Raw genomic sequence first — 25456 nt, 5'->3', positions numbered from 1 at the left:
GCAGCCGCCATGGGAGCAGCGCGCGTGACCCTGCATTACTACAACGAATTGCTTGGCTTCTTCACCCGCTCGGTGTCGGACCGTCACGCGGCAACCGACATCGTCCAGGAGTGCTATGCGCGGCTGATCGCCATGGAAGCGCGCACCGCGCCGCATAACCCACGCGCCCTGCTGTATCGCATCGGCAAGAACATCGTGACCGACAGCGCCCGGCGCAGACTGGCCGAGTCGCGGATGCTGGAAACCCTGACCCTGATCGCAGCCGATGCGGCCCCTTCGCTGGAACGCGAAGCGTGTGCGCGCCAACAGCTGGAGCGCCTGCTGTCCCGCTTGGAAGCGATGCCGCGCAAGCGCCGCGAGGCTTTCACCCTAGTGCGCCTGTATGGCCTGACGCATGCGGAAGCGGCCCGGCAGATGGCGTGCACGGAAGCCGCCATCGAAAAGCACATCGTGCGCGGCGTCATCGATTGCATCGATTTAAGCCGCTTGTTCGCTGACGCTAGGCATTGATTCTTCTTCACCATGTCTCCACGCCAATCCTTCGAACACGCCCTTCTGCTGATCGCCCGCCGCCACGGTGGCGGTGCGGCCGCGGCACTGGCTGCCGAGCAGGAATTGAGCAGCTGGCGTGAGCACAGCAGCGACAACGACGCCATCTATCGCCTGGCCCTGAACGCCTGGCATGCGTCCAGCCCTGATGGACTGGAGGATCGCATTGCGCGCCCGCCGCCTGCCGGCATCGCGCGCCGCAAGATTGTCGTGGCGCTAGGCCTGCTGAGCATGGCTTCCCTGACCGGGGCTGCTGCGCGCTGGCACTGGCTGCAGCCGGTAGAGCTGGCTACACTGAACACTGGCCAGTCGCAGCTGCTGTTCCAGCGCATGGGTGACGGCAGCGAACTGCATCTGGCCGCACGCACCAGTGCCGCTGTCGCGTATTACCGCGACCGGCGCGAGGTCACGCTGAAGACTGGTGAAATCCACCTGCAAGTCAGCCGCGATGCCTCGCGGCCGTTCAGCGTGCACACTCCATGGGGCAAGGTGGCGGTGCTGGGCACGACCTTCACGGTGGCCGTGCGTGACAGCGCCATGTGCGTCGAAGTCGCGCAAGGCCATGTGGCCGTGTGGAGCGGCCAGGACAGCGGCGACAACAGCCACCTGCCCGGGCTGGCGCCAAGCATCAGCCTGCACGCGGGCCAGGCGGTACGCATGGGCGACGATGGCGCGGGCGCAGTGCGCGCCGTGGCGGCGGCCAGCGTCGGCGCCTGGAAAGATGGCTGGATGGTATTTAACCGCACTCCGCTCGGCGAAGCGGTCCTGCGCTGGAACGACTACCTTGCGCAACCGTTGATGCTGGGCACGGACAAGTCGCTTGCCGGCCTGCGGCTGACAGGCAGTTTCCGTCTCGCCGAACCCGACGTTTTCCTGCGGGTGCTGCCAACGATCCTGCCGGTGAGGCTGGCACGTCGTGAAGATGGGCAAGCCATCATCCTGCCCAGGTAAATAGCAAGGCCTACCCCCCGTTGTAAACGGTCTGGCGCGCATTGAAAAATAATTGTCCGGTATTCAGGGAGTTCTGCGTCTTCAGCAAGACCACTTACCTAAAGGACATACCATGCCTGTGCAGCACCTCCGCGGTACCCCCATCGAGCAGCGCGCCGGCACCACGACGCAGCGCCAGTCCGCCCTGTCGGCAACGCTACTGGCGGCCTGCGCCATCTTCGGCAATCCCATGTTCGCCCATGCCCAGGGTGCCGCGCCAGCTGTCGCGGTGGCGGTGGAAAGACCATTCGCCATCCCGGCGCTGCCGTTGGGCCAGGCCATCAATGCGCTGGCACAGCAAGCGGGCACGGCGATCTCCGTGAACGCCGCGCTGGTGGAGGGCAAAGGTGCGCCCGCCGTCCAGGGCACGATGACCTTGCAACAGGCGCTCGATACGGCTTTGGCAGGCAGCGGCCTGGCGGCGACCAGGAACGGCTCTGCCATGGTGATCGTGCCCGCCGGCCAGGCCGCAGCGCAGATGCTGCCCGGCATCACCGTACAGGCCGAGCAAGACACGGCCAGCGATCCCGTCTTCGGCTATGTTGCCCGCGGCGCCGACACGGCCACCAAGACCGGCACGCCCATGCGCGAAATCCCGCAATCGGTCTCGGTCATCGGGCGCACGGAAATCGAGGCGCGCGGCGCACAGGACGTGATGGCCATCGTTGCCCAGACGCCCGGCATTTCCGTCAATACCTATGGTCCGGACAATCGCGGCTGGGAATATATCTCCCTGCGCGGCTTCAGCGGCAACAGCGGCAACTTCCGCGACGGCCTGTCGCAAACGCCCTTCGGTATCGTCTACCGCATGACCGAACCCTACCTGCTCGAGCGCGTGGAAGTGCTGCGCGGCCCGGCCTCGGTGATGTTTGGCCAGGCCGATGCGGGCGGCATCATCAACCGTGTCAGCAAGCAGCCAGGCGGCGAGCCGGTACGCGAGGTGGAGCTGCAGTACGGCAGCTTCAATCGCAAGCAGGTCGGCATCGACCTGGGCGACACGTTCGCCCCAGGCAGTGACTTCAGCTATCGCCTGACGGGCGTGGCGCTCGACAGCGATGACCAGGACCGCTACCCGACCGGCCAGCGCATCAACCGCAAACGCTACGCGCTGGCGCCCTCGCTGCGCTGGTCGCCGAACGCAGCGACCTCGTTGACGCTACAGGCGGAGTTACTGCGCAATGAATCCGGCGAAGATCCCTACTACGCGATCGCCGCCGACAAAAGCCTGACGCAGGTGAAGATGGGCGACCCCGCGTTCAGCCGCATCAGGCAGGACCAGAATTCCATCGGCTACCGCTTCGAACACGCTTTCAGCGACGACTGGAGCCTTCGTCAACATTTCCGCTACACGGATAACCGCGTGAAGCGCCGCGTGATCTGGGTGGACGAGCTGCAAGCCGACGAGCACACCTATACGCGCATCGCGCGCACCTGGGACGACACGCACCAGCACACAGGGCTCGATACGCAGCTGCTGGGCAAACTGCACAGCGGCAACGTCAGCCAAACCCTGCTGTTTGGCATCGACTGGAATCGCTCTAGGGGCGTCGCCAACCGATTCATCGGCCCGACGCGGGATCTTGACCTGCTCAACCCGGTCTACAACCAGCCCATCCCCGTGCCGACCAAGCCATGGGCGAACTACATCCAGACGGCTGAACAGACCGGCTTGTATGCGCAAGACCAGATCAAGCTGTTCGAGCGCTGGATAGTGACCGTGGGCGGCCGCCAGGATTACGCGCGCAGCGTCACGGACGACCGGCTCGACGCCAGCCACACCGTCCAGAGCGACAGCGTCTTCAGCGGCCGCGCCGGGCTGAACTATCTGTTCGCGGATGGCTGGGCGGCCTACGCCGGTTACACGCAATCCTTCCTTCCCAACAACGGCATGGACTACAACAACGATCCATTGAAACCGAGCCGCGGCAAGCAGGTAGAGACCGGCGTGAAATACCAGCCCGAGAATTCGCGCATCTTCTTTGGCGCCGCCCTGTTCAACTTGCGCAAGACCAACGTCGTCACCTATGACAACATCAGCGGCGATACCCGCCAGATCGGCAAGCAGCGCTCGCGCGGCATCGAGCTGGAAGCCAAGGCAGAACTGACGCGCGACCTGAATCTGACGGCGTCGCTGACCAAGATGAACCTGAGGGTGCTGGAAAGCGCCGACCGCACCGAGGCCGGCAAGGTGCCCGCCACGGAACCGCAGCAGATGGCCTCGCTCTGGCTGGACCAGACGCTGGCCAAGGGCTTCGGCATCGGCGGCGGCATCAACTACGTCGGCCCGCGCCAGAACGATGAGGCCAACACGTCGCGCGCAGGCGGCTATACGCTCTTCACCAGCATGCTGAAATACGAGACGGGGCGCTGGCTGCTCAGGCTCAACGCCAGCAACCTGCTCAACAAGCGTTACCACACCATCTGCTACCACGGCGAATGCTACCTGGGCGCCGAGCGGGCTGTGACGGCGACGCTCAAATACCGGTTTTGATTCGGGGGCGGGCCGTTCGATGAACGGCTCGCGCATCGGATACTTTTGTCGTATGGCTTCTTTTACACATCATTCCTGACAGGCTCCGCACTATGTCCGGTCTCGTAACTATTTGCCCAAACGTTGCGTGACTTCAAGCCATCAATACACACTTATACACATTCTGTGTATGATTACAGGTAGCGGTACTTGGGAGTGAAGCATGAACTCAAGTCGATTGATCCAGATGCTGAAAGCCGATGGCTGGCAAGAGGTACGCGTCAAAGGCAGCCACCATCACTTCAAACATGCTGAAAAGCCTGGCCTGGTAACGGTGCCACATCCAAAAAAGGATCTGCCTGCCGGCACCTGGAACAGCATATTAAGATCCGCCGGGCTGAAGTAAGGATGTCTCGCGTGTTGCAAAGTTCGACAAATAGGAAATCAGGGAGCAGCAATGGATATCCCCGTTGTCATTTTTAAAGATGCCGCTAGCGTGTACGGCGTGAACGTCCCCGACATCCAAGGCGTCCACTCGTGGGGCGACAGCGTGGAGGACGCGCTCAATAACGTCAGAGCAGCCATCACCAGCCACATCGAAACGCTGCTGGAGCTGGGCGAGCCCGTGGAGATCACGCAGAGCAAGATTGAAACCCTGCAGGCAAATCCTGAGCATGCGGGTGGCATCTGGGCACTGGTCCAGCTCGACCTTGAAAAACTCGACAGCAAGCCCGAACGCATCAACATCAGCCTGCCACGCTTCGTACTGAGCAAGATCGACCGCTATGCGGCGGCGCGGCACGAGACGCGCAGCGGCCTGCTGTCGCGTGCGGCGCTCAGGTTGATCGAGGCCGAAGCCAAGGGTGGTGGGGCGCGGTGATGGGAGGTGCCTGCCAGGCGCAGCATCTGCCAGGCGCTGCCCTCTCCAAATCGACCAGCTCCGCAAGCCGAAGGCGTGTGTTCGTGGCTCTAATCATGTTTTCGACTGAGCTGGCTGTTACCATACCTAATAACTCAGCCCATGTCCGGATGGCAGACCCCGGTCCTGCTAAGTAGGTACGATATGAATCGCCATAACTATTATAGAGACTCCTGAGCCCTAATTTAGGCAAAAGAGAAATCATGAATGGTAAGGTGCCGGGGTCCGCCATTTGGACACGGACTGATGCATTGGTCGCCGTAGAAACCAGCTCAGCAGCAAACCTGATTAGAACCACAAACGCGCGCCGCAGGCGCGCGGGGCTGCCGCGTAGCGGCAGCAGTCAGTGGATTCGGAGAGGGCCGGGCCGGTAGGCCCGGCCCTTCGAATCCCCCGCGGATTCGAATCATAGCTGGCAAAGCGCATGGATGGCTGATTTCGACGGATGCTAGATTAAAGAATACCCCAAACGATGCCCTTACCAAAAAGTTTCCTACCTACACCATGAATTAATGCAACAAAAAATATCCATTCGAGCTAAGGATTGAAAATCCTTGTGTCGGTGGTTCGATTCCGCCCCGGGCCACCAAGAACATACCTCACGAAACGCCAACCGTCACCGGTTGGCTTTTTTTTGAATTCACAGTCCTTGTGTCCGGCCCATTTCCGGTCAGCCAGCAGTATTTACGCAGCGCCGGTTTTTGTCACCGATTTGCGCGAGTTTGACCCCTCCCCCCTACCCCAACATTCGTTGTGCCAGTTGCAGGCCTTTGTTCGCTTCTTGCGCCTTCTGTGCCCGCTCCACTTAACTCGCAACAGGAGTGGTATATTAGCCAACATCTTGACTAAGGCATAAAGAGCATACATGAAGAAGGATCAGGTGGTAGCAATCATGACGGCCAACGGTTTTATCGTCGATTCCGAGACCGCAATTCAGTACGGTTGCCAATTGCGCTTTACGAACGGCTCCTTGGTGAGTGTCTTTGATAGCGGAAAGGTCGTTCCGCAGGGAAGAGAAATAGATCAGGTCAAGCAGTTACTAGGTCTGGTGCCTGGTCAGGCAGCAGCCGCACCTGCACGCGCTGTCGTGGCGGTAGCAGCCCAGCCTGCGGCCAACCGCAAAGTATTCGTCGTCTATGGCCATGACGACCAAGCGCGAGCAAGGCTAGATGCCATGCTTCGCCGCTGGGGCTTGGAACCGCTGATTTTGGATCAGTTGCCTTCGGAAGGTCAAACTATTATCGAAAAGTTGGAAAAGTACACCGAGGACGCGCGGTTCGCCGTGGTGCTGGCTACGCCCGATGACGAAGGACACCGACGTGGCCACCCCGATGAACAGGCGTTGCGTGCGCGGCAGAACGTTGTACTAGAGCTAGGTATGCTGCTGGCGAAGCTCGGACGGCCAAGGGTCGCTATCCTTCTTCATCAACAAGAAATGATGGAACGACCGTCCGATATCCAAGGGCTGATTTACATTCCATTCAAGGACAATCTCGAAAGGGAAGCGGGCTTGCTGCTAGCAAAGGAAATGACGGCAGCAGGGTATCAGATCGACGTCGCTAAGATTTAGTCTGCTATCAGCGGCGATTAGTACTCGCTTACCGCTTAAGTCGTCACTCGAGCGCCGTGTAAGGACCGTCTGAAGACGTTTGGCAGCATCCAGGGCAGTGTGATTGCATTTAATCGCAATCGAAAACAGTCAGTCCGGGACGGAGTCGGTAACATCCAGCAGATCAACAACACGAGGAATCTATGGGCTATAGAAACAAAACTTACGTAGCTTTCGCTAGCGAAGACATCGGCAAGTACCGATTGATGGAGGCGTGGAAGGCGAATCAACACATTGATTTTGACTTCTACGACGCGCACGATCTCTTCATTTCTCGCGATACAAGTAAGCCGGAAACGATTAAATGGAATTTACGAGAACGGTTGAAAAATGCGAAGCAAGTTGTTCTATTGGGAAGCAAAGACGGGAAGAAAAAGGGCAGTGATGGCGTGTCGTTTTTGGCTCACGAAATCGAAATAATCATTGAATTCAATTTGCCGGTTGTCATCGTCAATCTGGATCAACATCGGACCGTGGAAAAGGCATACATCCCCAATCCGTTGTTGAACGTGGACTACTACACCGTGTCAGTTTCATATCAGCCGAAGATCATCATGCACGCGCTCGACAACTATGCCGTCACTTTCGCTTCGAGCGACAAGAAGGGACCACACCAGTATCCGACGAAGGTCTATAGCGACCTCGGACTGTAAATGGAAATCTTTCAAGACCTGCGGACGTGGCGCTTCTGGCGCCACTTCTTGACGATGTCATTCGCTTGCTTAGGCGGGTTGTCGACGGTACTGCAGACCAGCAACGTGATCAACCCATCCGTGACAATTTTCCAAGGCATGCCAGTCTTATGCTCGGTCATTGCCATTTCACTTGGTGTTGGACTAATACTGTCTTGGCCAAGGCCAATTTCGCAAGACTATAGTGCGCCCCAGACCAAGATCACAATCATCAAAGGTGACATACTAGCGGAAACTACGCACCTCGTAATTGGGGTCAACGATACTTTCGACACTGAAACGCCAAATATCATCTCGCAAAACAGTCTTCAGGGCCAAGCTCTACAAGTGCTGTTTGGCGGTGATTTAAGAGCGCTTGATACGCAATTGACCAACGCGCTCGCGGGCAAGCCAACAATAGGTACCATTGCAAAATCAGGAAAGCAGACGCAATTCGGTGTTGGTGCCGTTGCAACGGTAACGCATGCTGCTAGACTGATCTTCTTTCTCGCATATGCCGAAATGGATGTCCATAACACTGCCCATTCGACGCCGGACAAGGTATGGACAAGCCTCCTGTTGCTTTGGGACGAAGTGTCAAAAAGGAGCAACGGTGGAACGGTATCGGTGCCGGTAATCGGTGGGGGGCAAGCGCGCCTGTCGAGCGTTCTCCCGGCTCAGGATGCTATTCGCCTGACCATCCTTTCATTCATGTTTGCATCGCGCAGTGAGAAGGTTTGCGACGAGCTTCGAATCGTCGTCAGACCTGAGGACTATAAGAAGCTTGATCGGCTCGAACTCCAATCCTTTTTGTCATCAATGCGATCATCATGACTCCCGAATCGAACATTGACCTTCCAGAGAACAACGGATGTGCGTTCTGCGCCTACCTCAGGGGCGAACGTCTGTACACGATCCTCGCTCGTACCGAAAACACGGCCACATTCGTCACTCGCGAACAGCGAGGACACCCGCACCTACTTGTTTTACCGATACGACATGTGCCAACTATTCTGGAGCTTACAAATGTCGAGGCTGCCGCATTGGGTGTCGAGGTACGAAATGCTGCCATGTTAATCGACCGTGCATACTCAAAGCCGGGGATCGCTGTTTGGCAGAACAACGGAGTTCCAGCGGGACAAGCAATTAGCCACGTTCATTTTCATGTGGCTGGCACCCTGGAGGGTGGGGGAACTGAATTCGGACCAGTGGAAGAAATATCGATCGCTGAAACGGATGAAATCGCAAGAAGGCTTCTTGGAACGTGATCGCAAGCCATCGTGTTGATGACAGAAATGGCAATCCAATTGAAACGCCAGTGGCAACTTCCTGCCAGCGTCGTCCCATGTTTGCTCACATGCTTCACAATCTTGAACACCCTCCGCCGAAGCAGAGCGAAATCACTACTAATGTAGCATCGATCCACGGCCGAATGCCAGAAACAACTGCTCCAAGCGCCTTTACCAAAAGGCAACATCTTTTGATTCACTTTGTACAGGTGAAAGTATTACATTTTGTGAACTGGGAATTGCCAGCCAATCAAGAAAAACAGGTTGGTTAGCGTCAGTGCACATCCACATTGCTTCCAAGCGCAAGCAGCCTGCATGTCGCTTCCTTGCAATGACTGCGCTGACATATTGCTGGATGGCGGCTCTGGCGTGCTCAATGTTCGCCGGTGCAATCAAGACCTACCATTGCTGAGGACAAGCATGCCTAACCCGATGCATATCCTGATCAACGACTTCGCGATCAGAAGCTTCCGCGAGACAGCGGACAAAGACTACATTGCTGCAAGGATGGCTTACCGAGCACGGCTGATTCAGCCATTTCTGTGGTCTGCCCTGCACTGCCTGGAGAAGTACGTCAAAGGCATTCTTGTGCTCAATCGAGTCAAGGCCCACAAGGGCCACAGCGTGCTTCCGGGCATTGAGAGAATGAAGCAGCACGGTAAGTTCGAACTCGAGCTCAGTGTCGATACTGTCCAGTTCATCAAGAAATTGGAAGACTATGGAGCAGAGTATCGGTACTACGAGGTTTCATATGACATACAGGCATTCGACATTATTCGATTCGACCAGGCAGTTTGGGAGCTCAGAAGGTACTGCCAGCCGCTGGACTACGACATCGTTGAGATGAACGGAAAGACGGTGAACTTGCTAGCCCTTGAGCTCGATCGCGTCCATCTGGCGAAGGCGAAGGACAAAAAGGGGACATGCGTCATGGGAGGCATCCTGGAAAAGGTCATCGAAAAGATAGATCACCCAGCGCGCGAAGCACTGATCTGGAACAACCTGTTCTTCGGCCCGTCACGACGCAAGGGCGTGAAGATGCAAGCGAGCTGGGAATCAGGCAACTCACCGTTCTTCTTGCATCCTGAGATCATCGATGAGGTGCTCAAGTACGTTTACATCCCGAAGGACATCGCCGAGGGCGTGCGCCAGTTCGCGAAGCAGAAAGCAGCTGCGAAGGCCAAGGCAGAACAGGATGCAAATAAGGCTGCGAAGGCCGCAGCCAAACAGTCGGAAAAGAAATAATAAAGGGGTAACTGGACTGCCCGATAGTCATGGTGTTGGGGCCAAAAGGTAGGGGTTGTTTGTCTCTAGGCAATACAGCATAATTGACTACTGATTGAGCGACCGTCAGAAAAGTCTCAAAACCGAAAAGTTCACGCAGGCATCTCTTTACCATGATCGATAATCCATCAGTTGTGCGCTTCGGTGAGGCAATTACCGAACTTTTTTCGGACAATCGAATGGTCGTATTTCTGTGTGGCCCATCATTGAAGATGGAAACACCTGGTGCTCAGCTACGTAAACGCCTAAAAAAAGCTTTAGAAGACCAAGATTTCGAGGTTGTGCTTGGTGAGGATGATGGCCTCGAGGATGTCCGGTTAACCGTGTCCAAAAGTTATGCTCATCTAAACGAATTAGCGTTTATAAAAAAGGAATGTGCCGCAATTGTTTTGGTTGCTGATAGCGTTGGCTCATTTTGCGAACTAGGACTGTTTGCCCATGAACAAGCGGTTGGCGGCACAAATAATAGAGATTTCGTTCTTTTGGTAAATAAAGATTACGAAAAAGATAGGTCTTATTTTAGTGAAGGCCCCGCTAAAGCAATCGGAGATTTTGGAATGGTTCGATACGTAGATTTTGCGACAGCAGAAATAATAGATATTGTTTCGCGGTTGGAGCGTAGACGATCTGCTTATTTTTACGATGGACGTGGAAGGCCTGCCAAATAATGGCTGTTCGATTAAACCCTCAAGCATCTCTTTTATCTCTAGGTATTGTTCAACCGGCGAGCCCAGCCGAGGTGGCGAATTTCATTGAACAATCTTTGCTGAAAGGGAAATCGAAGGTTGATCTGAACGAACTAACACTTTTGTTCGAACGCTGGAAAACAGATGGCCTTATTCAACGCGTACATGCCCGGGAAAATCTGTATTCTTTGAGTGCAACTGGAAACCATAGCCTTTCAAAAGAAATGCGTCATTTGCGCGACAAAACTAGACTGTTCTTGCTTAAGGATCTCCGCAATGGTAGCATCAGATTGCCAGAAGAAGCGAAATCAGAGTTGGCTGATGTTTCGTCAGCTAGTTTAAATGACCTCGTTTCACAAGAAGAGCAGCGGCCAATAAGCGCGCTCACTCCTCTTCGCTCCACTCATCGTCGCGAGCCCGCTTATTGGCCGCTTCTCGGAAAGCAACTTCTCGTTGGCTCTACAGTTCGCTCTTCTGGCACCCGATTTCGATTCGGCTCATTCCCGTCCCTTAAAGCTTGCCATGCCGCGCACAAGAATGGCGCGGATGGAACTGATTTCAATATTTCTGATTTGGCACTTGGCATTGGTATAAGCGCTAGACTACTGTCATCCTTCACACACAATGCACGCAAGCACTACAGGGAATTTGAAATCCCGAAAAAGACTGGCGGTGTACGAAGAATTTGTGCGCCACGTACGATGCTGAAAGTAGTTCAGTATTGGATATTGGATCATATCCTTTATAAATTACCCGTTCATTCTGCGTGTTATTCTTTTAAGGAAGGTGTATCAATTTACGATAATGCGGTCGTTCACTTAAAATCGAATTATGTTGGCAATTTTGATATCAAGGATTACTTCCCTTCTATTACGATGGATATGTTGAAGGACTTTCTTATTACCAATGGATATGGTCAAATCGCAAGCAACATAATTTCCCGCCTGACAACTTTTGAAGGGAGCTTACCCCAAGGGGCGCCAACAAGTCCATTAATCTCCAATGCATTTCTATCTGGCTTTGATGAGGAAATTAGTGTGTACGTGGCGGAAAACGGGATGCAATATACTAGGTACGCTGATGACATAACAATTAGTGGTGCTGACCGTGGAAAAATTCTTTCTGCCATTGAATTTGCCACTGAAAAACTAAAAGATCTAAATTTCTTACTTAATGAAAAGAAAACTAGAATTGCTGGAAGGGCATCACGGCAAGTAGTAACAGGTCTAGTTGTAAATGAAATCGTTCAACCTACTCGAAGCTATCGTCGTCAGGTGCGTGCAATGTTTCATCATGCCTCAAAATATCCTGAAGAATTTCAGGCGCGAACCAAGCAATTAGGTGGGCACTTGGCATACTTAATGTCATTTGAAAACATTCGTGAAACAGCGGCCATTTCTGAATATAAGAGAATTCTTGTTTCAATAACAAATCCCTCACCGTAGGTTTTTCACGTGCCGGGGTCAGGTCCGCCATCCGTACACGGACTGATGCATTGGTCGCCGTAGAAGCCAGCTCAGCAGCAAGCCTAATTAGAACCACGAACGCGCGCCGCAGGCGCGCGGGGCTGCCGCGCAGCGGCAGCAGTCAGTGGATTCGGAGAGGGCCGGGCCGGTAGGCCCGACCCTTCGAATCCCCCGCGCAGGGCGCGCAGGCGCCCTGCTTCTCTCCGCCATAGACGAAAAAAAAGCTACCCGAGGGTAGCTTTTTCTTTTTCATCTTTGGCGGAGAGGGGGATTCGAATCATGCTCCGGAGGCCATATGGCTGTGCGATTTCGACAAATTCCAAATCGGAGGATGCCCCCATTCATACTCCCTTTAAGGAAGCACTGATTTGATCTTCGCACCAGTCGAGAAGAGCAATAACTGGTTCTTGGGCATGAAGGCGCAGATTGGTGTGGACTCGCGTCTGGTCTCACGCAGACGCTCGTCGGCACTGCTAGCAACGGCGCTGACGTGACACAAGCCCATGCGCTTCTGGACTGCTTCCCTGCAAACTTGTCCTATGCCATTTACGCGCCTTACATCCGGCATCTCGATTGCAGTAGAAAAATCTTGTTTACAAAATCCTCAGAAGCAGGCATTATGTGATCTTGCCGCGAATAGACGACTACTGCTCTATTGGAGGGCAAAAAAAACGACGAGTTGGCGCTCGTCGTCTGTTACCGCCTCATCTCAAAAAAAGGATATAACGATGAAATTGTACACCAAGAATGCCAAGCAGGACAAAACCGCTTCTCGTGATGCGAACCGACAATATCGTCGAAGGAAAAATCTCATGGGACACAAATCATCATGGGGTATGGTAGGAGGTGCTCTCTTTGTGATTGCCACGCAACTGGAAGAACTCATTCATATCGTCAAGATGTTTGTCGAGCACTAATAATTCCATAAATTGATGATGCATTCAGCTCATAGTACTAGGGAAGTATTCATCTTACCCTCAGTTTTCCTCATTTGGAAATATTGATTCCTTAGTTTCGCTCTAATATATTGCTTGTTCATTCATTTCATGATCAAGCAATATCCTTGTATAAGGGAGTAAAGATTATGTTACACCAATTAGGAAATGTAGCTACTGTTCGAACAGCCACAATCTTTAGGGAACAATCACCAAAAGAAGATCCGGTTGGCAACGTACGTGCGTTGACGATTAAGGACGTCGCTGGAAACTGGCCGTATAATTTTGAAAATCTTCATCGGATAAACATAGGCAATGAACTTTTAGGAAATTGCCTTAAAAATGGAGAAATTTTAATACCATCTCGTGGCGATCATTATCCAGCACGCTATTTCAATGGAAGCGAGACGAATATATTTCCAATTGGTCAAATTAATATCATAACACCAACCACCGCTCTACATGGACGCTACCTTTCTTGGTATTTGAATCAACCTGCGGCACAAGCGGCTATTGAACGCGTATTAACAGGAAGCAATATCAAGGCGCTTAACAAACCAAGTCTCTTAGAAATTCCAATCTACGTACCGCCAATAAATACTCAGCATAAAATATGTAAATTACAAGAAATGCTTGCTGAGAGTCGATTATTACGGAATCGGCTACTTACTCTTGAAGAAATTGAAGTTGAAGGAGTTTGCAAAAACCTCATCAATAAGGAAAAAGGGTAAACATGGAAAACATTCTGGATAAAAAAAGTATAAGTCACTCCATCCTCTCCGCATGTGAGGTACTTCGTGGCTTAGTCGATTTTAGTAGTTACAAAGAATACGTTCTCACAATGCTGTTTTTTAAGTTTCTCTCCGATGAGTGGAGAGATTTATCAGACAATGACAAATCCTGGAATACTGGAAGAGAAATTTTAATTAAAGATTTTAGCGAACATAAAAAACTGATTTTACCTCCAAGTGCAAATTTTTGGAGTCTCTATAAAACACGACATCAGCCGGGAAATGGAGCGCGAATTGATCATTCTCTGGATATTATTCAAAACGCCAATCACGATATTTTGCAAGACTTATTTAATGGTGTTAGATTCGATAGCTCTATTCTTGGTACTGAAGTTCAGAGAGATAGAATTCTTCGCCATCTTTTTGAAGCCTTTGCTACCGATGCGCTCGACATGCGACCTAGCATTATCAAAAATAGATCGGTAATTGGTGATGCGTACGATGTACTGATCGGAGAGTTTGCCACGATTGAAGGTCGAAAGGGTGGCGAATTTTATACTCCTCAATGTATAACGCAACTATTGGCTCGCTTATTAAACCCTAATAAAAGAGAAAGTATTTGCGATCCCGCCTGTGGCGCGGCTTCACTCTTACTTGGCTGCGCACGCGGGGACCAATCCAGTACTAGTGGGCCGCACGGAAAACTTTTTGGGCAGGAAGCAAACAGGACTGCCTGGGCTTTAGCAAAAATGAATATGTTGATGCATGATGAGCTCGATCACCGGATCGATCACGGTAATACTTTGCAGCATCCGACACTTATCGATGCAAGTGGAAAATTAATGTGTTTTGATGTAATTGTCTCTAACCCACCTTTTTCTTCCGCTTGGGCCTGCGAAACTGCAGAGAACGATCCTTTTGATCGATTCTCCAGAGGAATTCCACCAAAGGCGAAGTCAGATTTCGCCTTCATATTACACATGCTAGCAACACTTAAGCCTAAAACCGGTCGTCTCGGTATAGTGGTCCCAAATGGAGTTTTATTTCGCGGCGCTATCGAAGGAGATATCAGGAAGCAACTACTAGAAGAGAATTTATTAGATACGGTTATCGGCCTACCAGCAAAACTTTTTATTAACTCTTCGATCCCGACTACAATTCTAATATTCCGGATGGGTCGCGTCGAACGACAAGTATTATTTATCGACGCTAGCCGAGAATTCGATTCCGAAAAGACTCAAAACAAACTATCCAAAGCACATATTTCTCGAATCGTAGATGTATACCGAGCAAGGGAAAACATGGATAATTTTTCTCGCTGCGTAAGCCTTGATGAGATTCGTTCGAATAATTACAATCTTAGCATCGCACGATATGTTGAGCCTAGCATGGACGATGAAGAAGCGATTTTCAACCTCCCCGCTATTCGTGTAGAACGGGCGCAGATTGCCTCTCAGTTGCAGTCGCTTGAAACTGAAATTGCAAGCTACATTGAAAAAATTGAAGGAAATTCTCTCAATAGTTAACACACTTTTTTACTAGGTCGCGACAGGTTTCGGTCTTGCCTTGAGTGGAAAACGTTACACGGAAGAGCTCAAGGTCGCAGCGGTCAAGCAGTTTTTCGGGCGCGGGCATCCGGCAGTCGAGGGCACTGAACGGCTTAATGTCAGTATCCACAGCATCTATACAACTACAAAGCTATGTGTATGCCAAACGTCGAGTCCAAAGCCCAAGATGGTGCCAAGTATGAGTCTACGTGGAACCGTTACTAAAAATCTGTCGCTAAAAGCTTTTTTCAGCTTCAAAGCGCGAGCGCATCAAGTGCAAGACCTACGCAATAGGAGACGACATACGCTCGGCTAACATCTTTTTCAATTGTCCGGCAAAACTGGACTCATCTAAAATTGACTCGGCATCCTGGATTCGACTTGGGCCAGCAACTGATCAATCAATGCAACCAGCAATGGATATGCTGCCTTCGGCTTCTTTGGTTTTTTTGTGGTCACTAAATCGGTCATGGAATTTCGCTTTCAGTATTATTTCATGACCTCGCTTCATAGAGAAAGTCTGACAGGCTCCATTGCCTGGGATCAGTACCAATTTTTGGCCGAACTCAGGAGGCTGATTACGCCTAACCAAGTCTATAACCCCTCAACCGAAGCCCCATTCCTACTCAACCAGTCTTTCCGCAATTCGTAATCAGGAAGCGCACGTTCAACGCGTCGCCAGAAATCGGGGGTGTGATGTGGCTCATGCAGGTGCGCCATCTCGTGGACGACAACATATTCCGCGATTCGCGCTGGCAGCAGAATGGTCTTCCAATGGAAGTACAGCAGCCCGCCTTTGCCGCATGAGCCCCAGCGATAGCCAAGGTCCTGCACCTTCACACCGGCCGGCGCAAGTTCCATCCGCGCGGCGTAGTCTTCGACTTTTGCCGATAGCCAGCGCGTTGCGTTGCCGCAGTACCAGCGAATCATGTGTTCACGCCCTTCGCTCGCGAGTATCTTGGACATCACGAAACGTCCACCAACTAACTTGACTGGCGCAATCGATTCATCAATCAGGCGCAGACGAAAATTGCGGCCGAGGTAGAGAAAGCCCTCGCCATCGACGAACATCTTGTTGGGCACCTCGCGCGTCAAGGTCTCCTGGCGCGCCAGCTGCTGGTAGACCCACATACGCTTGCGTTGAACGAAGTCGCGCAAAGTGGCCTCTGCAGTCTCCGCAGGCGCTGACAGAATCAGCTCACCACTACGGTCAACAGTAATCTCCAAGGTCCGTCGCACGGCGCTGCGCCGGACCTCAAAGCACAAGTCATCGACAGTCAGCATGTTCATGTCGTCACGAGTTTTTCGTGGTTGGCGCGCGCCAGCTCCATCAGCTTGTCGACCAGCGCTTCGATCTGCGGCGTGGGCAACAAGCGTGAGCGCATCAGCAGTTCGAAAATGCGCGTGTTCAGCGCGTCCTGCGCCGGCTGGCGGTTGGGGCGCCAGAAATTGGGCGTCAATTCCGAGGTGATGGTGTCCACCACTTCGACGCTCAGGTCCACCAGCTTCTTGCGCTCGACATCGGCCATTGCAGCGTCGCCGACGGCCGTGTCGACCAGCAAGCGAAGGAAGGGACCGTATTGTTCTGGCAGGTCAGGCAGGCGGTCGTCATGCTCCACGTAGCCGCTGCGAATTTCGTCAACCAGTCCCTTCAATGCTAGCGCCAACTGGTCCCAATGGTCGCCCAGCTTGTCGAGTAAATCCTTCAGGCGTTCGCTCAACTTGCGGAATGCCACCGGATCCTGATCCATGTGCTCGCGGATGTGCGCCCGCACCGCGTGCTCCATTTCTGACGCCTTGGCGCGATCGTTCGGCTCGCGCGCCACCTTCATGGCAAAGTCGGCATCGGTCAGCGAAACGGGCGCTATCTTCGGGTCCACGCCCAACGATATGACGTGCTCATCGATCAGCTTGCGCACCTTGGCGCCCACGTCCTTGCCCAGCACCGGCGTATCACGATAGCGATTGCGGGCGCGGGCATAAATGAAGGCCAACAGTTTCGCATCCGGCGCGAAGGGCAAACCTTCCGGTCTTGGTAGCACTACGTCGAGCGTATTCAAAAACTGCTTGAGCTTGACCGTAAATTCGGCGCGCAGCCGTTCGTCGGCAAGCACTTCGACGCAAGTATCGAAATCGTTCAGGCTTTCGATGCCCCGGCTACGAAACAGGTCGACGACACGCAGGTGCCGGTCACGCAGTACAGGGATTTCGTCCATCAAGCTTTGCAAAGCACCGTCGATGTCTTCGTCGGCATACACATTGAGCGCCTGCTTGAGATGATGGGCCAGGCCAAAATAATCGACCACGATGCCGAACTGCTTATCGTACCCAGTGCGGTTCACGCGCGCGATGGTCTGCAATAGCTCGGCCTCGCGGATCGGGCGATCCAGGTACATCACGCCTTCGATCGGCGCATCAAAGCCGGTAAGCAGCATCGACTTGACGATCAGGAAGGCCAGCGGATCCGTCTTCGCCGCGTCTTTGTGCAACAGTGGCTTTTTGAAGCGCTTGATGCGCTGCTCCTGCGCCACACCGTCGGTCCATTGCTTCCATACGGGATCGTCGTTATTGCCACCGGAAATAATCGGCGCGAACTCAATCGCGCGCAAGGTGTCGCGATAGCGCCACGCCTGAACCTGCGCCTGTACCAGCGGCGACCGGCGGCACAAAATCTCGTCGTCCATCGCCTTGTCTTCCGGGCTCAAGGCCTCGGCTTCGGCCAGCAGCGCATCGCGCGCAACAAAAAAAGCGTCCACGTAGCGCACCACGGCGAGCCGGCTGTATGCCACCACTTGGGCCTTGAAGCCGTTAGGCAGAATGTACGTCACGTAGTGGCGCAGCATGTCGCGCGCCTTGTCGGCAATGAGCGCGGGCGCCTCGAAAATCTGCCCCTTGGTCGCATACTTCTTGCGGATCGCTTCGAGTTCCTCAGGCGTATGCTCGCGGAACAAGTCCTCGAACAATTCGTCCAGATTGGCCCCCTCCTTGACTGCACCATTGGCCGTGCGGCCTTCGTAGAGTATGGGGACGATGGCGCCATCCTGCTCGGCTTCGCGGATCGTGTAACGGTCGATAAACTCGCCGAAAATTTCATATGTGCGCTTCTTGTCGCCCATCAGAATTGGCGTACCGGTGAAACCGATGCGCGCACAGTTGGGCAAGCCAGTCTGCAGCGCTGCCTGCAAGTCGCCGGCCTGGCTGCGATGCGCCTCGTCCACCAGAATCAGGATGCTGTCGTCTTCGTTGAGCACTTCGGCAGGTGCCGACTGGCGCACTTCATATCGTGGCAAGTCTGCCAGCTGAAGACCAGGCTCACCGGCAGCATCACCTCCGCGTGCTTTCTGGATCATGCCAAACACCAAACCCGGGCCACGACGGCGCAGCATCGCCTTCAACTTATCTGCCGATGTGGCCCGTTCCACCGTTTCACCCGTCAAGGCGGCGGTCAGGGAAAGCTGCTGTTCCAGATCGGTACGGTCGGTCACCACCACCACTTTAAAGCGCCGTAGTTGCGGATCGGTGCGCAGCTTGCGGATCAGAAATACCATGGTCAGGCTCTTGCCAGAGCCCTGCGTATGCCAGACGATGCCGCCACGCCGGTCATGCTCGCCATCCTGGAGACGCGTCTTTCCGGTGCGCAGACGCTCAATGGCACGAACGACGGCGCGGTACTGCTGATAGCGGCAGACGGTTTTGACCGTGTGGCCATCCATATTCATGAAAAGCATGAAGTGGCGCAGCACGTCGAGCAAGGTGCGCGGCTCGAACAGGCCGGCCACCAGGCGCTCCTGCTCGGACAGCTGGGTCTTACCCAGCTTCTCGCACACGGCTTCCTCGGTCATCGGCACCACCGTCTTCCAGGCCGAATAATGGCGAAATTCTGCGCCTATGCAAGCCACCCTGGCCTCGTCGAAACTGGTCGCCACCAACAGCTGATTGGTGTGGAACAGTGGTTCATTGCCCTCATTGTCATCGACTTCGCCGCTGGCCCGGCGCGCATTACTATAGCGGCGCAACTGGTCCACTGCCTCGGCCAATGGCTCGGGAACCGACGGACTCTTGCACTCGATCACCGCCAGCGGAATGCCGTTTACCAGCAGCACCAGATCAGGCACGATAAACGCCTTGCCCCGGTTGTACCCCGGCGGGCAGTCCACCCGGTACTGGTTAACAACGGTAAATTCGTTGCGTTCAGGGTGAGTCCAGTCGATATAGTGAATGGTCTGGACGCGGCCGCCATCCCAATCCGGCATGCCGTCGACCGTGATACCTCCGTGCAGCAACTCGGTGGCCACGCGGTTTGCCTCCATCAAGCGGTGCGTGGGGATGCGCGTGATGGCGCCGACGGCTTGCGACAGGCGTTCGTCATCCAGCCAGGGCTGCGCCACCCCGGCCACATCGCGCAGATTCAGGTCGTAGAGCTGACGGCGCAGCGTAGCTTCTTGCACCACCTCGGCGAAACTAGCGCGGCCGGTCTTGGCAGGCTGGTCCAGGTCACCTGCCACATAACCCCAGCCCATCGCGGTCAGTTGCTCAACAAACGGACGTTCGACTTCGTCCAATTCCCAATTCATAAGTATCCGTTCAGTTCTATAGTTCGTTGATTTCAATGGGAAAAATATTGAAAGACGTCTATAACAGGTCCAAAACCACGTCCAAAGACGTCTAAACCGTCTATAAACCCAAGCTACTCAGCGTCACCCAGAACGTAATATGCCGCCCGCCTCTCGCCATGCTGTTGCAGGCGCCCAGACTGCCTGAGGCGCTTCAATAGGTCCCTCGCCTGAATTGAGGTCAGGCGACACAAGTCAGCTACGTCGCTACGACGCACCGATCCATGCTGTCGCACATAGCTCAGCACCATCTGCTCATGCTGGAGATTGCTAAAACCCATCTGCCGCGTGTAAGCCGCCTTGCCCCCTTCGGCCTGATAAACGCCGGCTGCAAGCGTATAGGTGCGGCCACGCGTCGTGCCATGGGCTTGCGCAAGGCCAGCCTCAACCAAAGCCTCCAGGGTGCGCTTCGCTTGCGCCGGCTCGCGCTGGATGTGGATGGCCAGTTCCTCAGTTGTCAGGCGCTTCAGGCCACGCAGCGCCGCCAAGGCGATCAGGCTGTCGATCGGCAATGCGCTGCCGCGCCGCGCCTCTTCTTCGACCACGCGTTTCAGGAAAGCCTCGTCGGCATCCGTCGTGGCCAGGCGCAGGATGACGCTGGTGGCATCGGTGCGCCGGTAGTCCGGCTCGGGACGCCCGAAGCGCAACATGCCACGATAGATTTTGTCGACGCCACGCCCCGAACGCTCGACCACGCCGATGCGCTTCATCGCGTCGGCCAGCGTGCGATTCCGCGGGCGCGGTTCGGTGGTCAACAAGTTCGCCAGCGTCACGCCATCCATCAGGCCACCCGGGTTGCTGATCGTCAGCCCTTCGTCGTCCATCCGCACATGCACCGCGCCCATGCGGTGATAGTCACGATGCACCAGCGCGTTGGCGACCGCCTCGCGGAACGCGCCCAAGTCCACCTTGGGCACGGGCACGCGGAACAGGCCGACCTGTATTTCACGCTCGGGATTGTAAGGGCGGAAATTCGTCTCCAGCCAGTCCAGCGCCTTGAGCAGGGGGAAGCGGCGAAATTCGTTGAAGCCGACCGCCTCGCGCGCCAGCACCTGGAACGCGAATTCATGCGTGCCAACCAGTTCGCGCAGCGCCAGCTCCTTGCCCAGCAACAGCAGGCCTGTCAATGTGGGCACGCGCGTGCCATCGCTCTGGCGCGCGGTCAGTCCAAGCGCGCCATCGAGCGCTTCGTCATCGAGTTCGAGCAGCACGCGGTCACCGCCATATTGCTGCACGCTCTGGCGCAGGCGCTCGCGTTCCAGCGGGTCCAGGTCACTGAGCTTGGCGCCGGACACTGCCTGGGCGGAGGCGTCCACCAGGCCGAAGGTGGTGGCGCGGCTGGCGCGCTCATGCGGCAACATCGCCACGCATTCGGGCTGGCCGTCGGCCTTCAGGCGCCGGCGCAGATACACGCCGCCGGTAGTCGCCACTTCGCCATGCGCCTTGGGTATGGCGATGTTTGCCACATGCACATCACCCAGCGCGACCGGCGTGACTACGACCGCCAGCGACGGCGATGTACGCGCGGCCACCAGTCCCGCCAGTCCGGCCAGTTGCGTATGTTCGGCATGCAGGCCCGTTGGCGTGCCGTCGTCTTCCACACCCAGCCACAGTTCGCCACCGTCGGCATTGGCCAGGCAAATCACGGCCTCGACCAGATCGTTGTCGGACAGGCGCTTGCGGTCGCTTTTGAACTCGACCGTGAGGGATTCATGCTGTGGCAGGGTTGAGATCATGGTTACGTGCCTAGCGTTTCGAGTAGCGGAGTAACGCACACGCGGCCAGTCAAGAGGTCGTCCATCAGCCCAGTTTTTTCTCTCATAAGTTTGTCGACGAACTTCTCCTCTGCCTGAATACGCAGCTGAATCGCTTCAGCTCGTGAGGCAATCTCATCCTGTTCATGCTTGTGCGGCACGGCAATCAATAGAGGACGCAAATCCTGTAAATTAATATTTTTTTGTGCACTTTGGGGCGCTCGCGCGTCAAGCTTCGGCTTCGCACGGCGAATAGATAACTCGACAAACTGAACATTAATGGCGTGGGAAACAATCATTCCAACCACACTATCAGGGAAATACATTGGTATGGAAAGTATCGCAGTGTCTGCGATGTTCGCGGCAATTGTAATTGCAATAGTGCCGGCCGGGAACTCTTGACTTACCGCTGCTCCACGCTCACTCAGCGTTTGTGAGAATTCAGTCAAGTAACCACCGGCCGCTTGAGCTACATCGCCAGTTTGAATGAACGGGAATGCTCCCCCATAAAATGCCGGATCATTCCTAGGACGATGGGTAAACTTGCCACGCAAGACATCCCCAAGTTCGCAAAGAGGTAACACCTCCCATTCCACTGGAATCCATCCCAGCGGCGAGTCCTTGTAGAGATGTGGTGCATGGGTCTGCGACGGGCGCAGTTCGCCGTTGGCGTCGATGCCACGGGTCAGCAGGTCGTGCAGCAGCCCCTGCTTGACCAGCTTGAGCTTCTCAATGATCGCTTCGGTTTGGCGAATCGAGGTCTCCAGTGTATCGAGGACCATTGCAATTTTGCGCCGTTCGTTTCCAGGTGGTTCAAATACTTGCAATGTGTAAGCATCATCCCTATTTAATCCAGGTACACCTGTTGACGAACCGAGCCGACTTAGCGGCAAGTGTGATAGTAACCAATAAAGCCAGCGCTGGTCGCCGGATTCGCATTTGACCCAATAAGTCGTATCAATCGGCCAGAATGATTCATCCGTCCAGCAGACTTTACCTGCACTACCTTTTCGGCCGACGATAATACCAGGGCCTTCAATAAGTAAACTATCATGTCGACCAACTTCTCCGTTGGATCCGAACACTGGATATCCATGCCCAGTCCGAATTTCAGATGGCAAAGGTTCACCGTATTCAAGTGAAAGTAAATCGCCCAAATCAGACATAGCCAAGCCCTCGAAGGTGTGCGCTCAGCGTAATCGAGGCGATATTGCGCTCTTGCTCCAATACGGCCAGCGTCACTCGATACTTGCCCCACCAGTTTTCAAACTCGGAAACAACCAGCACCCGATGCGCGGTTATGCAGCGCTCTAGGATTGAAACCATGTCATTCCGCAAGATGGTCAGTAATAGGGCAGCAGCACTGGCATCATCGAGTCCATCGACAGCCGAATTAAGCCGTACCGTAAAGCCCTGCTCCTGAGCCTTGATCTCTTTCTTCAGTGCGCCCAGTTGCGTCTTCCACGCCTTCACCTGCGCCTCGTCCATAATAGGCTCGTCGTCAGCAACCTCGGCTTCTTCGCCCTCTTCAACCGCGCCTTTGCTTGGCGTTGCTGCCTTGACTTGGCTGTCCAACTCGACCTTGCGCGCCTCCAGCGCGGCCTGCGCATCGACGAAGTCGGCCATCAAGAACTTGACCAGCTTATGCTCAAACGGCTGGTCCTTGCTTTGCTCGTCGTCCATTGCCGCCAGTATGCTGGTGCGCCAGGCGTCGACGACACCCTTGGCGCCACGCGCCATCAGGGTCATGAACTCGTACTTGGCATCATCCCAGAAGCCGGCCACGATGCCGCGCACCTGGAAGCGTCCCAGTACGCCGGCCGGCTCCATCGCTTCGGCGAAGCTGTGCAACAAGTCGTTGCGCAGGCCCACGATGCTGGGGGCGCCTGCAATGGCGGTAATGCGCGGGCTGTGCTCGCGCCACCATGCGTCAAAAGCGTCGCGCACCGCTAGTTCGCGCTGCAGCAGGCCCGGGTTGGTCTCGACGGCAAGCTTGATGGATTGGCGCGTCGACAGTTGCGGCGCAAAGTCAAAATAGTGAGCGTCGCGTTCGGTCAGCAGCGCCAGCGGATCGAGGCCGTGCGCGGCCAGCATGTCCATCTTCGCCGCCACTTCGGCCTTGGGCACACCACCCAGCAAGTGGGCGCGCACGTCGTGCGGCTCAGGCGCGGGGGCGTTGTCGGCGTAGCGGCGAATGTTGAGGTTGTAGTCATTCTCGCGCAAGGTGGCCGTGCTGACGACGGCAGAAAAGCCCGGTTCGGCCTTGAAATTTTCAAAAGTGTTGACGATTTTTTCGATATGTTCGGGCAGCAGGTAATTCTGCGCGCGGCCCTCGAAATACTCGCGGTCGGCGTTAATGAACAGTACCTGTCCACGGCGCTCCGCCGCCTTGCCGCTGTCATTGCCCTGGCGCTGGCGCATCACCAGCACACAGGCGGGAATACCGGTGCCGTAGAACAGGTTGGCGGGCAAGCCAATCACCGCTTCGACCAGGTCGGCCTCGATCATGGCGCCACGGATGGCACGCTCTTCACCGCCACGGAACAGCACACCGTGCGGCATCACGGTGGCAAGCTGGCCACCGTCGCGCAGGACGGCCACCATGTGCTGCAGGAACATCAGGTCGGCCTTCTTGCTGCCCAGCGACACCTCGCCGTAGCGGAAGCGTTCGGCGCGGAACTTGGGCGCCCAGACGGACTGGCCATTGCGGTCGGTATCGGCGCTTCCCCAGTTGATCGAGAAGGGCGGATTCGACAGCACGCGGTCGAATCGCATCAACTCCCCCCCTTCCACGTGCTGCGGCTCGGCCAGCGTGTCTTCATTGCGCAAGTCGGCAGTGCTGATGCCATGTAACAGCATATTCATCTTGGCGATGGACCAGACGGTACCGTTCGCCTCCTGGCCGCACAGGTCGGCGCGGCGACCATCGCCGCCGTGCTCATCGATATACTCCTTGGCCATGATCAGCATACCGCCCGAGCCGACGCAGGGATCGTAGATGCTGTGCTGCTGCTCGGGCTTGACCAGTCGCACCATCATGCGCACGACCGAACGCGGCGTGTAGAACTCGCCACCTTTCTTGCCAGCCGAGTCGGCAAACTCGCCGATCAAATATTCGTAGGCCGCACCCAGTAGGTCGGGGAACTCGAAGTCCTCATTACGCAGGCGGTAGGTGTCGAAATGGCTGATCAGCTGGCGCAGCTTGATGTCGGGAATCTTGCTCTGCCCGACCTTGCGGGAAAAGTCGATGTGTTCGAGCACTTCGGCCAGGCTGGAGTTGTTACTTTCCAGGCCTCCGAGCGCGCGGTTGAGAAAGCCGCCGACATCGACGTGGGCCTCGTTGACCAGATAGTCCCAGCGCGAAGTCGGTGGCACGTAGAAGGACTGACCGTACCAGCGTTTGAGCTCGGCACTGGCCTCTGCATCAGCCTCTGACTTGCCCCCCGCCTTTTCCTGCGCAACAACCTGTTCGCGACGCTGGTCGAATACGTCGGAGCAACGTTTCAAGAACAGCATCCCGAAGATATATTCTTTAAATTCAGAAGCATCCATCTTTCCGCGCAAGATATCAGCGGCCTTGAATAGATGACGCTCCAGCTGTGGCAATGTAATCGGCATGAGGGTTAATAAAGGGAATTCAGAGAGGGGCCGATAATATAGCATTTGCGCGTGCCAAAGTATCGTTGACATAGCGGCAACTGTCAAATTCACAGCCCCGGATTAATGTTTCCGGTTCCACCTTGTTTGGCGTGGCCCAACAATTATGCACCAGCGCGTGAACGCACTTGCTCAAGACACCACCCGCCGCAATCGCCTTGAATCGCCCCGGCTTTCGTGGAGGCCGGTTGGTGTGAGTCAGGCCGCGACGGCTTGACTGCTCAGTTGCTTGTAATAGTTTGCCTCAGCTTCAGCCGGCGGTATATAGCCGAGCGGCTCCAGCAGG

At 55.1% G+C, this 25456-nt stretch carries 21 protein-coding genes and 2 pseudogenes; 17 read left to right on the top strand and 6 right to left on the bottom strand.

From position 1 onward, the window contains the following. The first annotated feature begins 9 nt into the window (after positions 1 to 9). The 17 genes and pseudogenes from GYK42_RS26795 to GYK42_RS26720 all read left to right on the top strand — a co-directional run bounded on the left by GYK42_RS26795 (position 10) and on the right by GYK42_RS26720 (position 15125). Complete coding sequence (locus GYK42_RS26795) at positions 10 to 510, top strand: sigma-70 family RNA polymerase sigma factor (protein ID WP_205711573.1); 501 nt, start codon at positions 10 to 12, stop codon at positions 508 to 510. A gap of 12 nt (positions 511 to 522) precedes the next feature. After that, on the top strand, positions 523 to 1500 hold the full coding sequence (locus GYK42_RS26790; RefSeq protein WP_166449970.1) for a FecR family protein: 978 nt from the start codon (positions 523 to 525) through the stop codon (positions 1498 to 1500). 112 nt (positions 1501 to 1612) lie between these two features. Next, complete coding sequence (locus tag GYK42_RS26785) at positions 1613 to 4030, top strand: TonB-dependent siderophore receptor (protein ID WP_166449969.1); 2418 nt, start codon at positions 1613 to 1615, stop codon at positions 4028 to 4030. Between the two features lie 202 nt (positions 4031 to 4232). Then, positions 4233 to 4415 (top strand): type II toxin-antitoxin system HicA family toxin, encoded by a 183-nt coding sequence (locus GYK42_RS26780; protein ID WP_166449968.1) that lies wholly within the window; start codon positions 4233 to 4235, stop codon positions 4413 to 4415. Between the two features lie 51 nt (positions 4416 to 4466). Next, positions 4467 to 4889 carry a type II toxin-antitoxin system HicB family antitoxin gene (locus GYK42_RS26775; protein WP_166449967.1) on the top strand — a complete coding sequence of 141 codons (423 nt, stop codon included), beginning with the start codon at positions 4467 to 4469 and terminating at the stop codon, positions 4887 to 4889. Positions 4890 to 5793: 904 nt separating this feature from the next. Continuing rightward, positions 5794 to 6498 (top strand): TIR domain-containing protein, encoded by a 705-nt coding sequence (locus GYK42_RS26770; RefSeq protein WP_166449966.1) that lies wholly within the window; start codon positions 5794 to 5796, stop codon positions 6496 to 6498. Positions 6499 to 6680: 182 nt separating this feature from the next. Further along, positions 6681 to 7190 (top strand): TIR domain-containing protein, encoded by a 510-nt coding sequence (locus tag GYK42_RS26765; RefSeq protein ID WP_166449965.1) that lies wholly within the window; start codon positions 6681 to 6683, stop codon positions 7188 to 7190. Beyond that, positions 7191 to 8042 carry a macro domain-containing protein gene (locus GYK42_RS26760; protein WP_166449964.1) on the top strand — a complete coding sequence of 284 codons (852 nt, stop codon included), beginning with the start codon at positions 7191 to 7193 and terminating at the stop codon, positions 8040 to 8042. It abuts the gene before it with no gap. Next, entirely contained in the window at positions 8039 to 8476 is a 438-nt protein-coding gene (locus GYK42_RS26755; protein WP_166449963.1) for an HIT family protein, read from the top strand. Before GYK42_RS26760 ends, GYK42_RS26755 begins: the two co-directional genes overlap by 4 nt. Beyond that, entirely contained in the window at positions 8473 to 8769 is a 297-nt protein-coding gene (locus tag GYK42_RS26750) for a hypothetical protein (RefSeq protein WP_166449962.1), read from the top strand. Before GYK42_RS26755 ends, GYK42_RS26750 begins: the two co-directional genes overlap by 4 nt. 148 nt (positions 8770 to 8917) lie before the next feature. Next, positions 8918 to 9742 (top strand): HEPN domain-containing protein, encoded by an 825-nt coding sequence (locus GYK42_RS26745; protein WP_166449961.1) that lies wholly within the window; start codon positions 8918 to 8920, stop codon positions 9740 to 9742. Positions 9743 to 9894: 152 nt separating this feature from the next. Next, on the top strand, positions 9895 to 10449 hold the full coding sequence (locus tag GYK42_RS26740; protein WP_166449960.1) for a hypothetical protein: 555 nt from the start codon (positions 9895 to 9897) through the stop codon (positions 10447 to 10449). Beyond that, complete coding sequence (locus GYK42_RS26735; protein ID WP_166449959.1) at positions 10449 to 11912, top strand: retron St85 family RNA-directed DNA polymerase; 1464 nt, start codon at positions 10449 to 10451, stop codon at positions 11910 to 11912. The genes GYK42_RS26740 and GYK42_RS26735 overlap by 1 nt, the downstream gene beginning before the upstream one ends. A 407-nt stretch (positions 11913 to 12319) precedes the next feature. After that, positions 12320 to 12447: pseudogene (locus GYK42_RS29435) on the top strand (IS5/IS1182 family transposase); the annotation flags it as partial. 214 nt (positions 12448 to 12661) lie between these two features. After that, on the top strand, positions 12662 to 12850 hold the full coding sequence (locus tag GYK42_RS26730) for a hypothetical protein (RefSeq protein ID WP_166449958.1): 189 nt from the start codon (positions 12662 to 12664) through the stop codon (positions 12848 to 12850). 167 nt (positions 12851 to 13017) lie between these two features. Continuing rightward, a complete protein-coding gene (locus GYK42_RS26725) occupies positions 13018 to 13599 on the top strand; it encodes a restriction endonuclease subunit S (protein WP_166449957.1) in 582 nt (193 codons plus the stop codon). Between the two features lie 2 nt (positions 13600 to 13601). Continuing rightward, positions 13602 to 15125 carry a type I restriction-modification system subunit M gene (locus GYK42_RS26720; protein ID WP_166449956.1) on the top strand — a complete coding sequence of 508 codons (1524 nt, stop codon included), beginning with the start codon at positions 13602 to 13604 and terminating at the stop codon, positions 15123 to 15125. Positions 15126 to 15447: 322 nt separating this feature from the next. On the opposite strand, the pseudogene GYK42_RS29430 reads toward GYK42_RS26720, so the two are convergent. The 6 genes and pseudogenes from GYK42_RS29430 to GYK42_RS26695 all read right to left on the bottom strand — a co-directional run. Continuing rightward, positions 15448 to 15617 (bottom strand): annotated as a pseudogene (locus GYK42_RS29430) (IS256 family transposase); the annotation flags it as partial. A 123-nt stretch (positions 15618 to 15740) separates the two neighbouring features. Beyond that, positions 15741 to 16436, bottom strand: coding sequence for a M48 family metallopeptidase (locus GYK42_RS26715; RefSeq protein ID WP_166449955.1), 696 nt, complete (start codon positions 16434 to 16436; stop codon positions 15741 to 15743). Then, positions 16433 to 19720, bottom strand: a complete 3288-nt coding sequence (locus tag GYK42_RS26710) for a type I restriction endonuclease subunit R (protein ID WP_166449954.1) — start codon at positions 19718 to 19720, stop codon at positions 16433 to 16435. The genes GYK42_RS26715 and GYK42_RS26710 overlap by 4 nt, the downstream gene beginning before the upstream one ends. Before the next feature lie 113 nt (positions 19721 to 19833). Then, on the bottom strand, positions 19834 to 21495 hold the full coding sequence (locus GYK42_RS26705) for a DNA glycosylase AlkZ-like family protein (RefSeq protein ID WP_166449953.1): 1662 nt from the start codon (positions 21493 to 21495) through the stop codon (positions 19834 to 19836). A gap of 2 nt (positions 21496 to 21497) precedes the next feature. Beyond that, a complete protein-coding gene (locus GYK42_RS26700) occupies positions 21498 to 22679 on the bottom strand; it encodes a restriction endonuclease subunit S (protein WP_166449952.1) in 1182 nt (393 codons plus the stop codon). Further along, entirely contained in the window at positions 22672 to 25131 is a 2460-nt protein-coding gene (locus tag GYK42_RS26695; protein WP_166449951.1) for a type I restriction-modification system subunit M, read from the bottom strand. Before GYK42_RS26695 ends, GYK42_RS26700 begins: the two co-directional genes overlap by 8 nt. Positions 25132 to 25456 lie beyond the last annotated feature (325 nt).

Source organism: Janthinobacterium lividum, from assembly GCF_011601275.1.
GTDB classification, from domain to species: domain Bacteria; phylum Pseudomonadota; class Gammaproteobacteria; order Burkholderiales; family Burkholderiaceae_D; genus Janthinobacterium; species Janthinobacterium lividum_E.
The sequence above is the reverse complement of the archived record's forward strand: the minus strand, read 5'-3'. Positions and strand labels throughout refer to the sequence as shown.

What these genes read in the sequence shown, in the direction of transcription:
- GYK42_RS26735 (WP_166449959.1), top strand. Translation starts at nt 10,449, where the DNA reads ATGGCTGTTCGATTAAACCCTCAAGCATCTCTTTTATCTCTAGGTATT.
- GYK42_RS26710 (WP_166449954.1), bottom strand. Translation starts at nt 19,720, where the DNA reads ATGAATTGGGAATTGGACGAAGTCGAACGTCCGTTTGTTGAGCAACTG.
- GYK42_RS26760 (WP_166449964.1), top strand. Translation starts at nt 7,191, where the DNA reads ATGGAAATCTTTCAAGACCTGCGGACGTGGCGCTTCTGGCGCCACTTC.
- GYK42_RS26780 (WP_166449968.1), top strand. Translation starts at nt 4,233, where the DNA reads ATGAACTCAAGTCGATTGATCCAGATGCTGAAAGCCGATGGCTGGCAA.
- GYK42_RS26695 (WP_166449951.1), bottom strand. Translation starts at nt 25,131, where the DNA reads ATGCCGATTACATTGCCACAGCTGGAGCGTCATCTATTCAAGGCCGCT.
- GYK42_RS26720 (WP_166449956.1), top strand. Translation starts at nt 13,602, where the DNA reads ATGGAAAACATTCTGGATAAAAAAAGTATAAGTCACTCCATCCTCTCC.
- GYK42_RS26765 (WP_166449965.1), top strand. Translation starts at nt 6,681, where the DNA reads ATGGGCTATAGAAACAAAACTTACGTAGCTTTCGCTAGCGAAGACATC.
- GYK42_RS26730 (WP_166449958.1), top strand. Translation starts at nt 12,662, where the DNA reads ATGAAATTGTACACCAAGAATGCCAAGCAGGACAAAACCGCTTCTCGT.
- GYK42_RS26745 (WP_166449961.1), top strand. Translation starts at nt 8,918, where the DNA reads ATGCCTAACCCGATGCATATCCTGATCAACGACTTCGCGATCAGAAGC.
- GYK42_RS26775 (WP_166449967.1), top strand. Translation starts at nt 4,467, where the DNA reads ATGGATATCCCCGTTGTCATTTTTAAAGATGCCGCTAGCGTGTACGGC.
- GYK42_RS26785 (WP_166449969.1), top strand. Translation starts at nt 1,613, where the DNA reads ATGCCTGTGCAGCACCTCCGCGGTACCCCCATCGAGCAGCGCGCCGGC.
- GYK42_RS26705 (WP_166449953.1), bottom strand. Translation starts at nt 21,495, where the DNA reads ATGATCTCAACCCTGCCACAGCATGAATCCCTCACGGTCGAGTTCAAA.
- GYK42_RS26795 (WP_205711573.1), top strand. Translation starts at nt 10, where the DNA reads ATGGGAGCAGCGCGCGTGACCCTGCATTACTACAACGAATTGCTTGGC.
- GYK42_RS26740 (WP_166449960.1), top strand. Translation starts at nt 9,895, where the DNA reads ATGATCGATAATCCATCAGTTGTGCGCTTCGGTGAGGCAATTACCGAA.
- GYK42_RS26715 (WP_166449955.1), bottom strand. Translation starts at nt 16,436, where the DNA reads ATGAACATGCTGACTGTCGATGACTTGTGCTTTGAGGTCCGGCGCAGC.
- GYK42_RS26755 (WP_166449963.1), top strand. Translation starts at nt 8,039, where the DNA reads ATGACTCCCGAATCGAACATTGACCTTCCAGAGAACAACGGATGTGCG.
- GYK42_RS26725 (WP_166449957.1), top strand. Translation starts at nt 13,018, where the DNA reads ATGTTACACCAATTAGGAAATGTAGCTACTGTTCGAACAGCCACAATC.
- GYK42_RS26790 (WP_166449970.1), top strand. Translation starts at nt 523, where the DNA reads ATGTCTCCACGCCAATCCTTCGAACACGCCCTTCTGCTGATCGCCCGC.
- GYK42_RS26770 (WP_166449966.1), top strand. Translation starts at nt 5,794, where the DNA reads ATGAAGAAGGATCAGGTGGTAGCAATCATGACGGCCAACGGTTTTATC.
- GYK42_RS26700 (WP_166449952.1), bottom strand. Translation starts at nt 22,679, where the DNA reads ATGTCTGATTTGGGCGATTTACTTTCACTTGAATACGGTGAACCTTTG.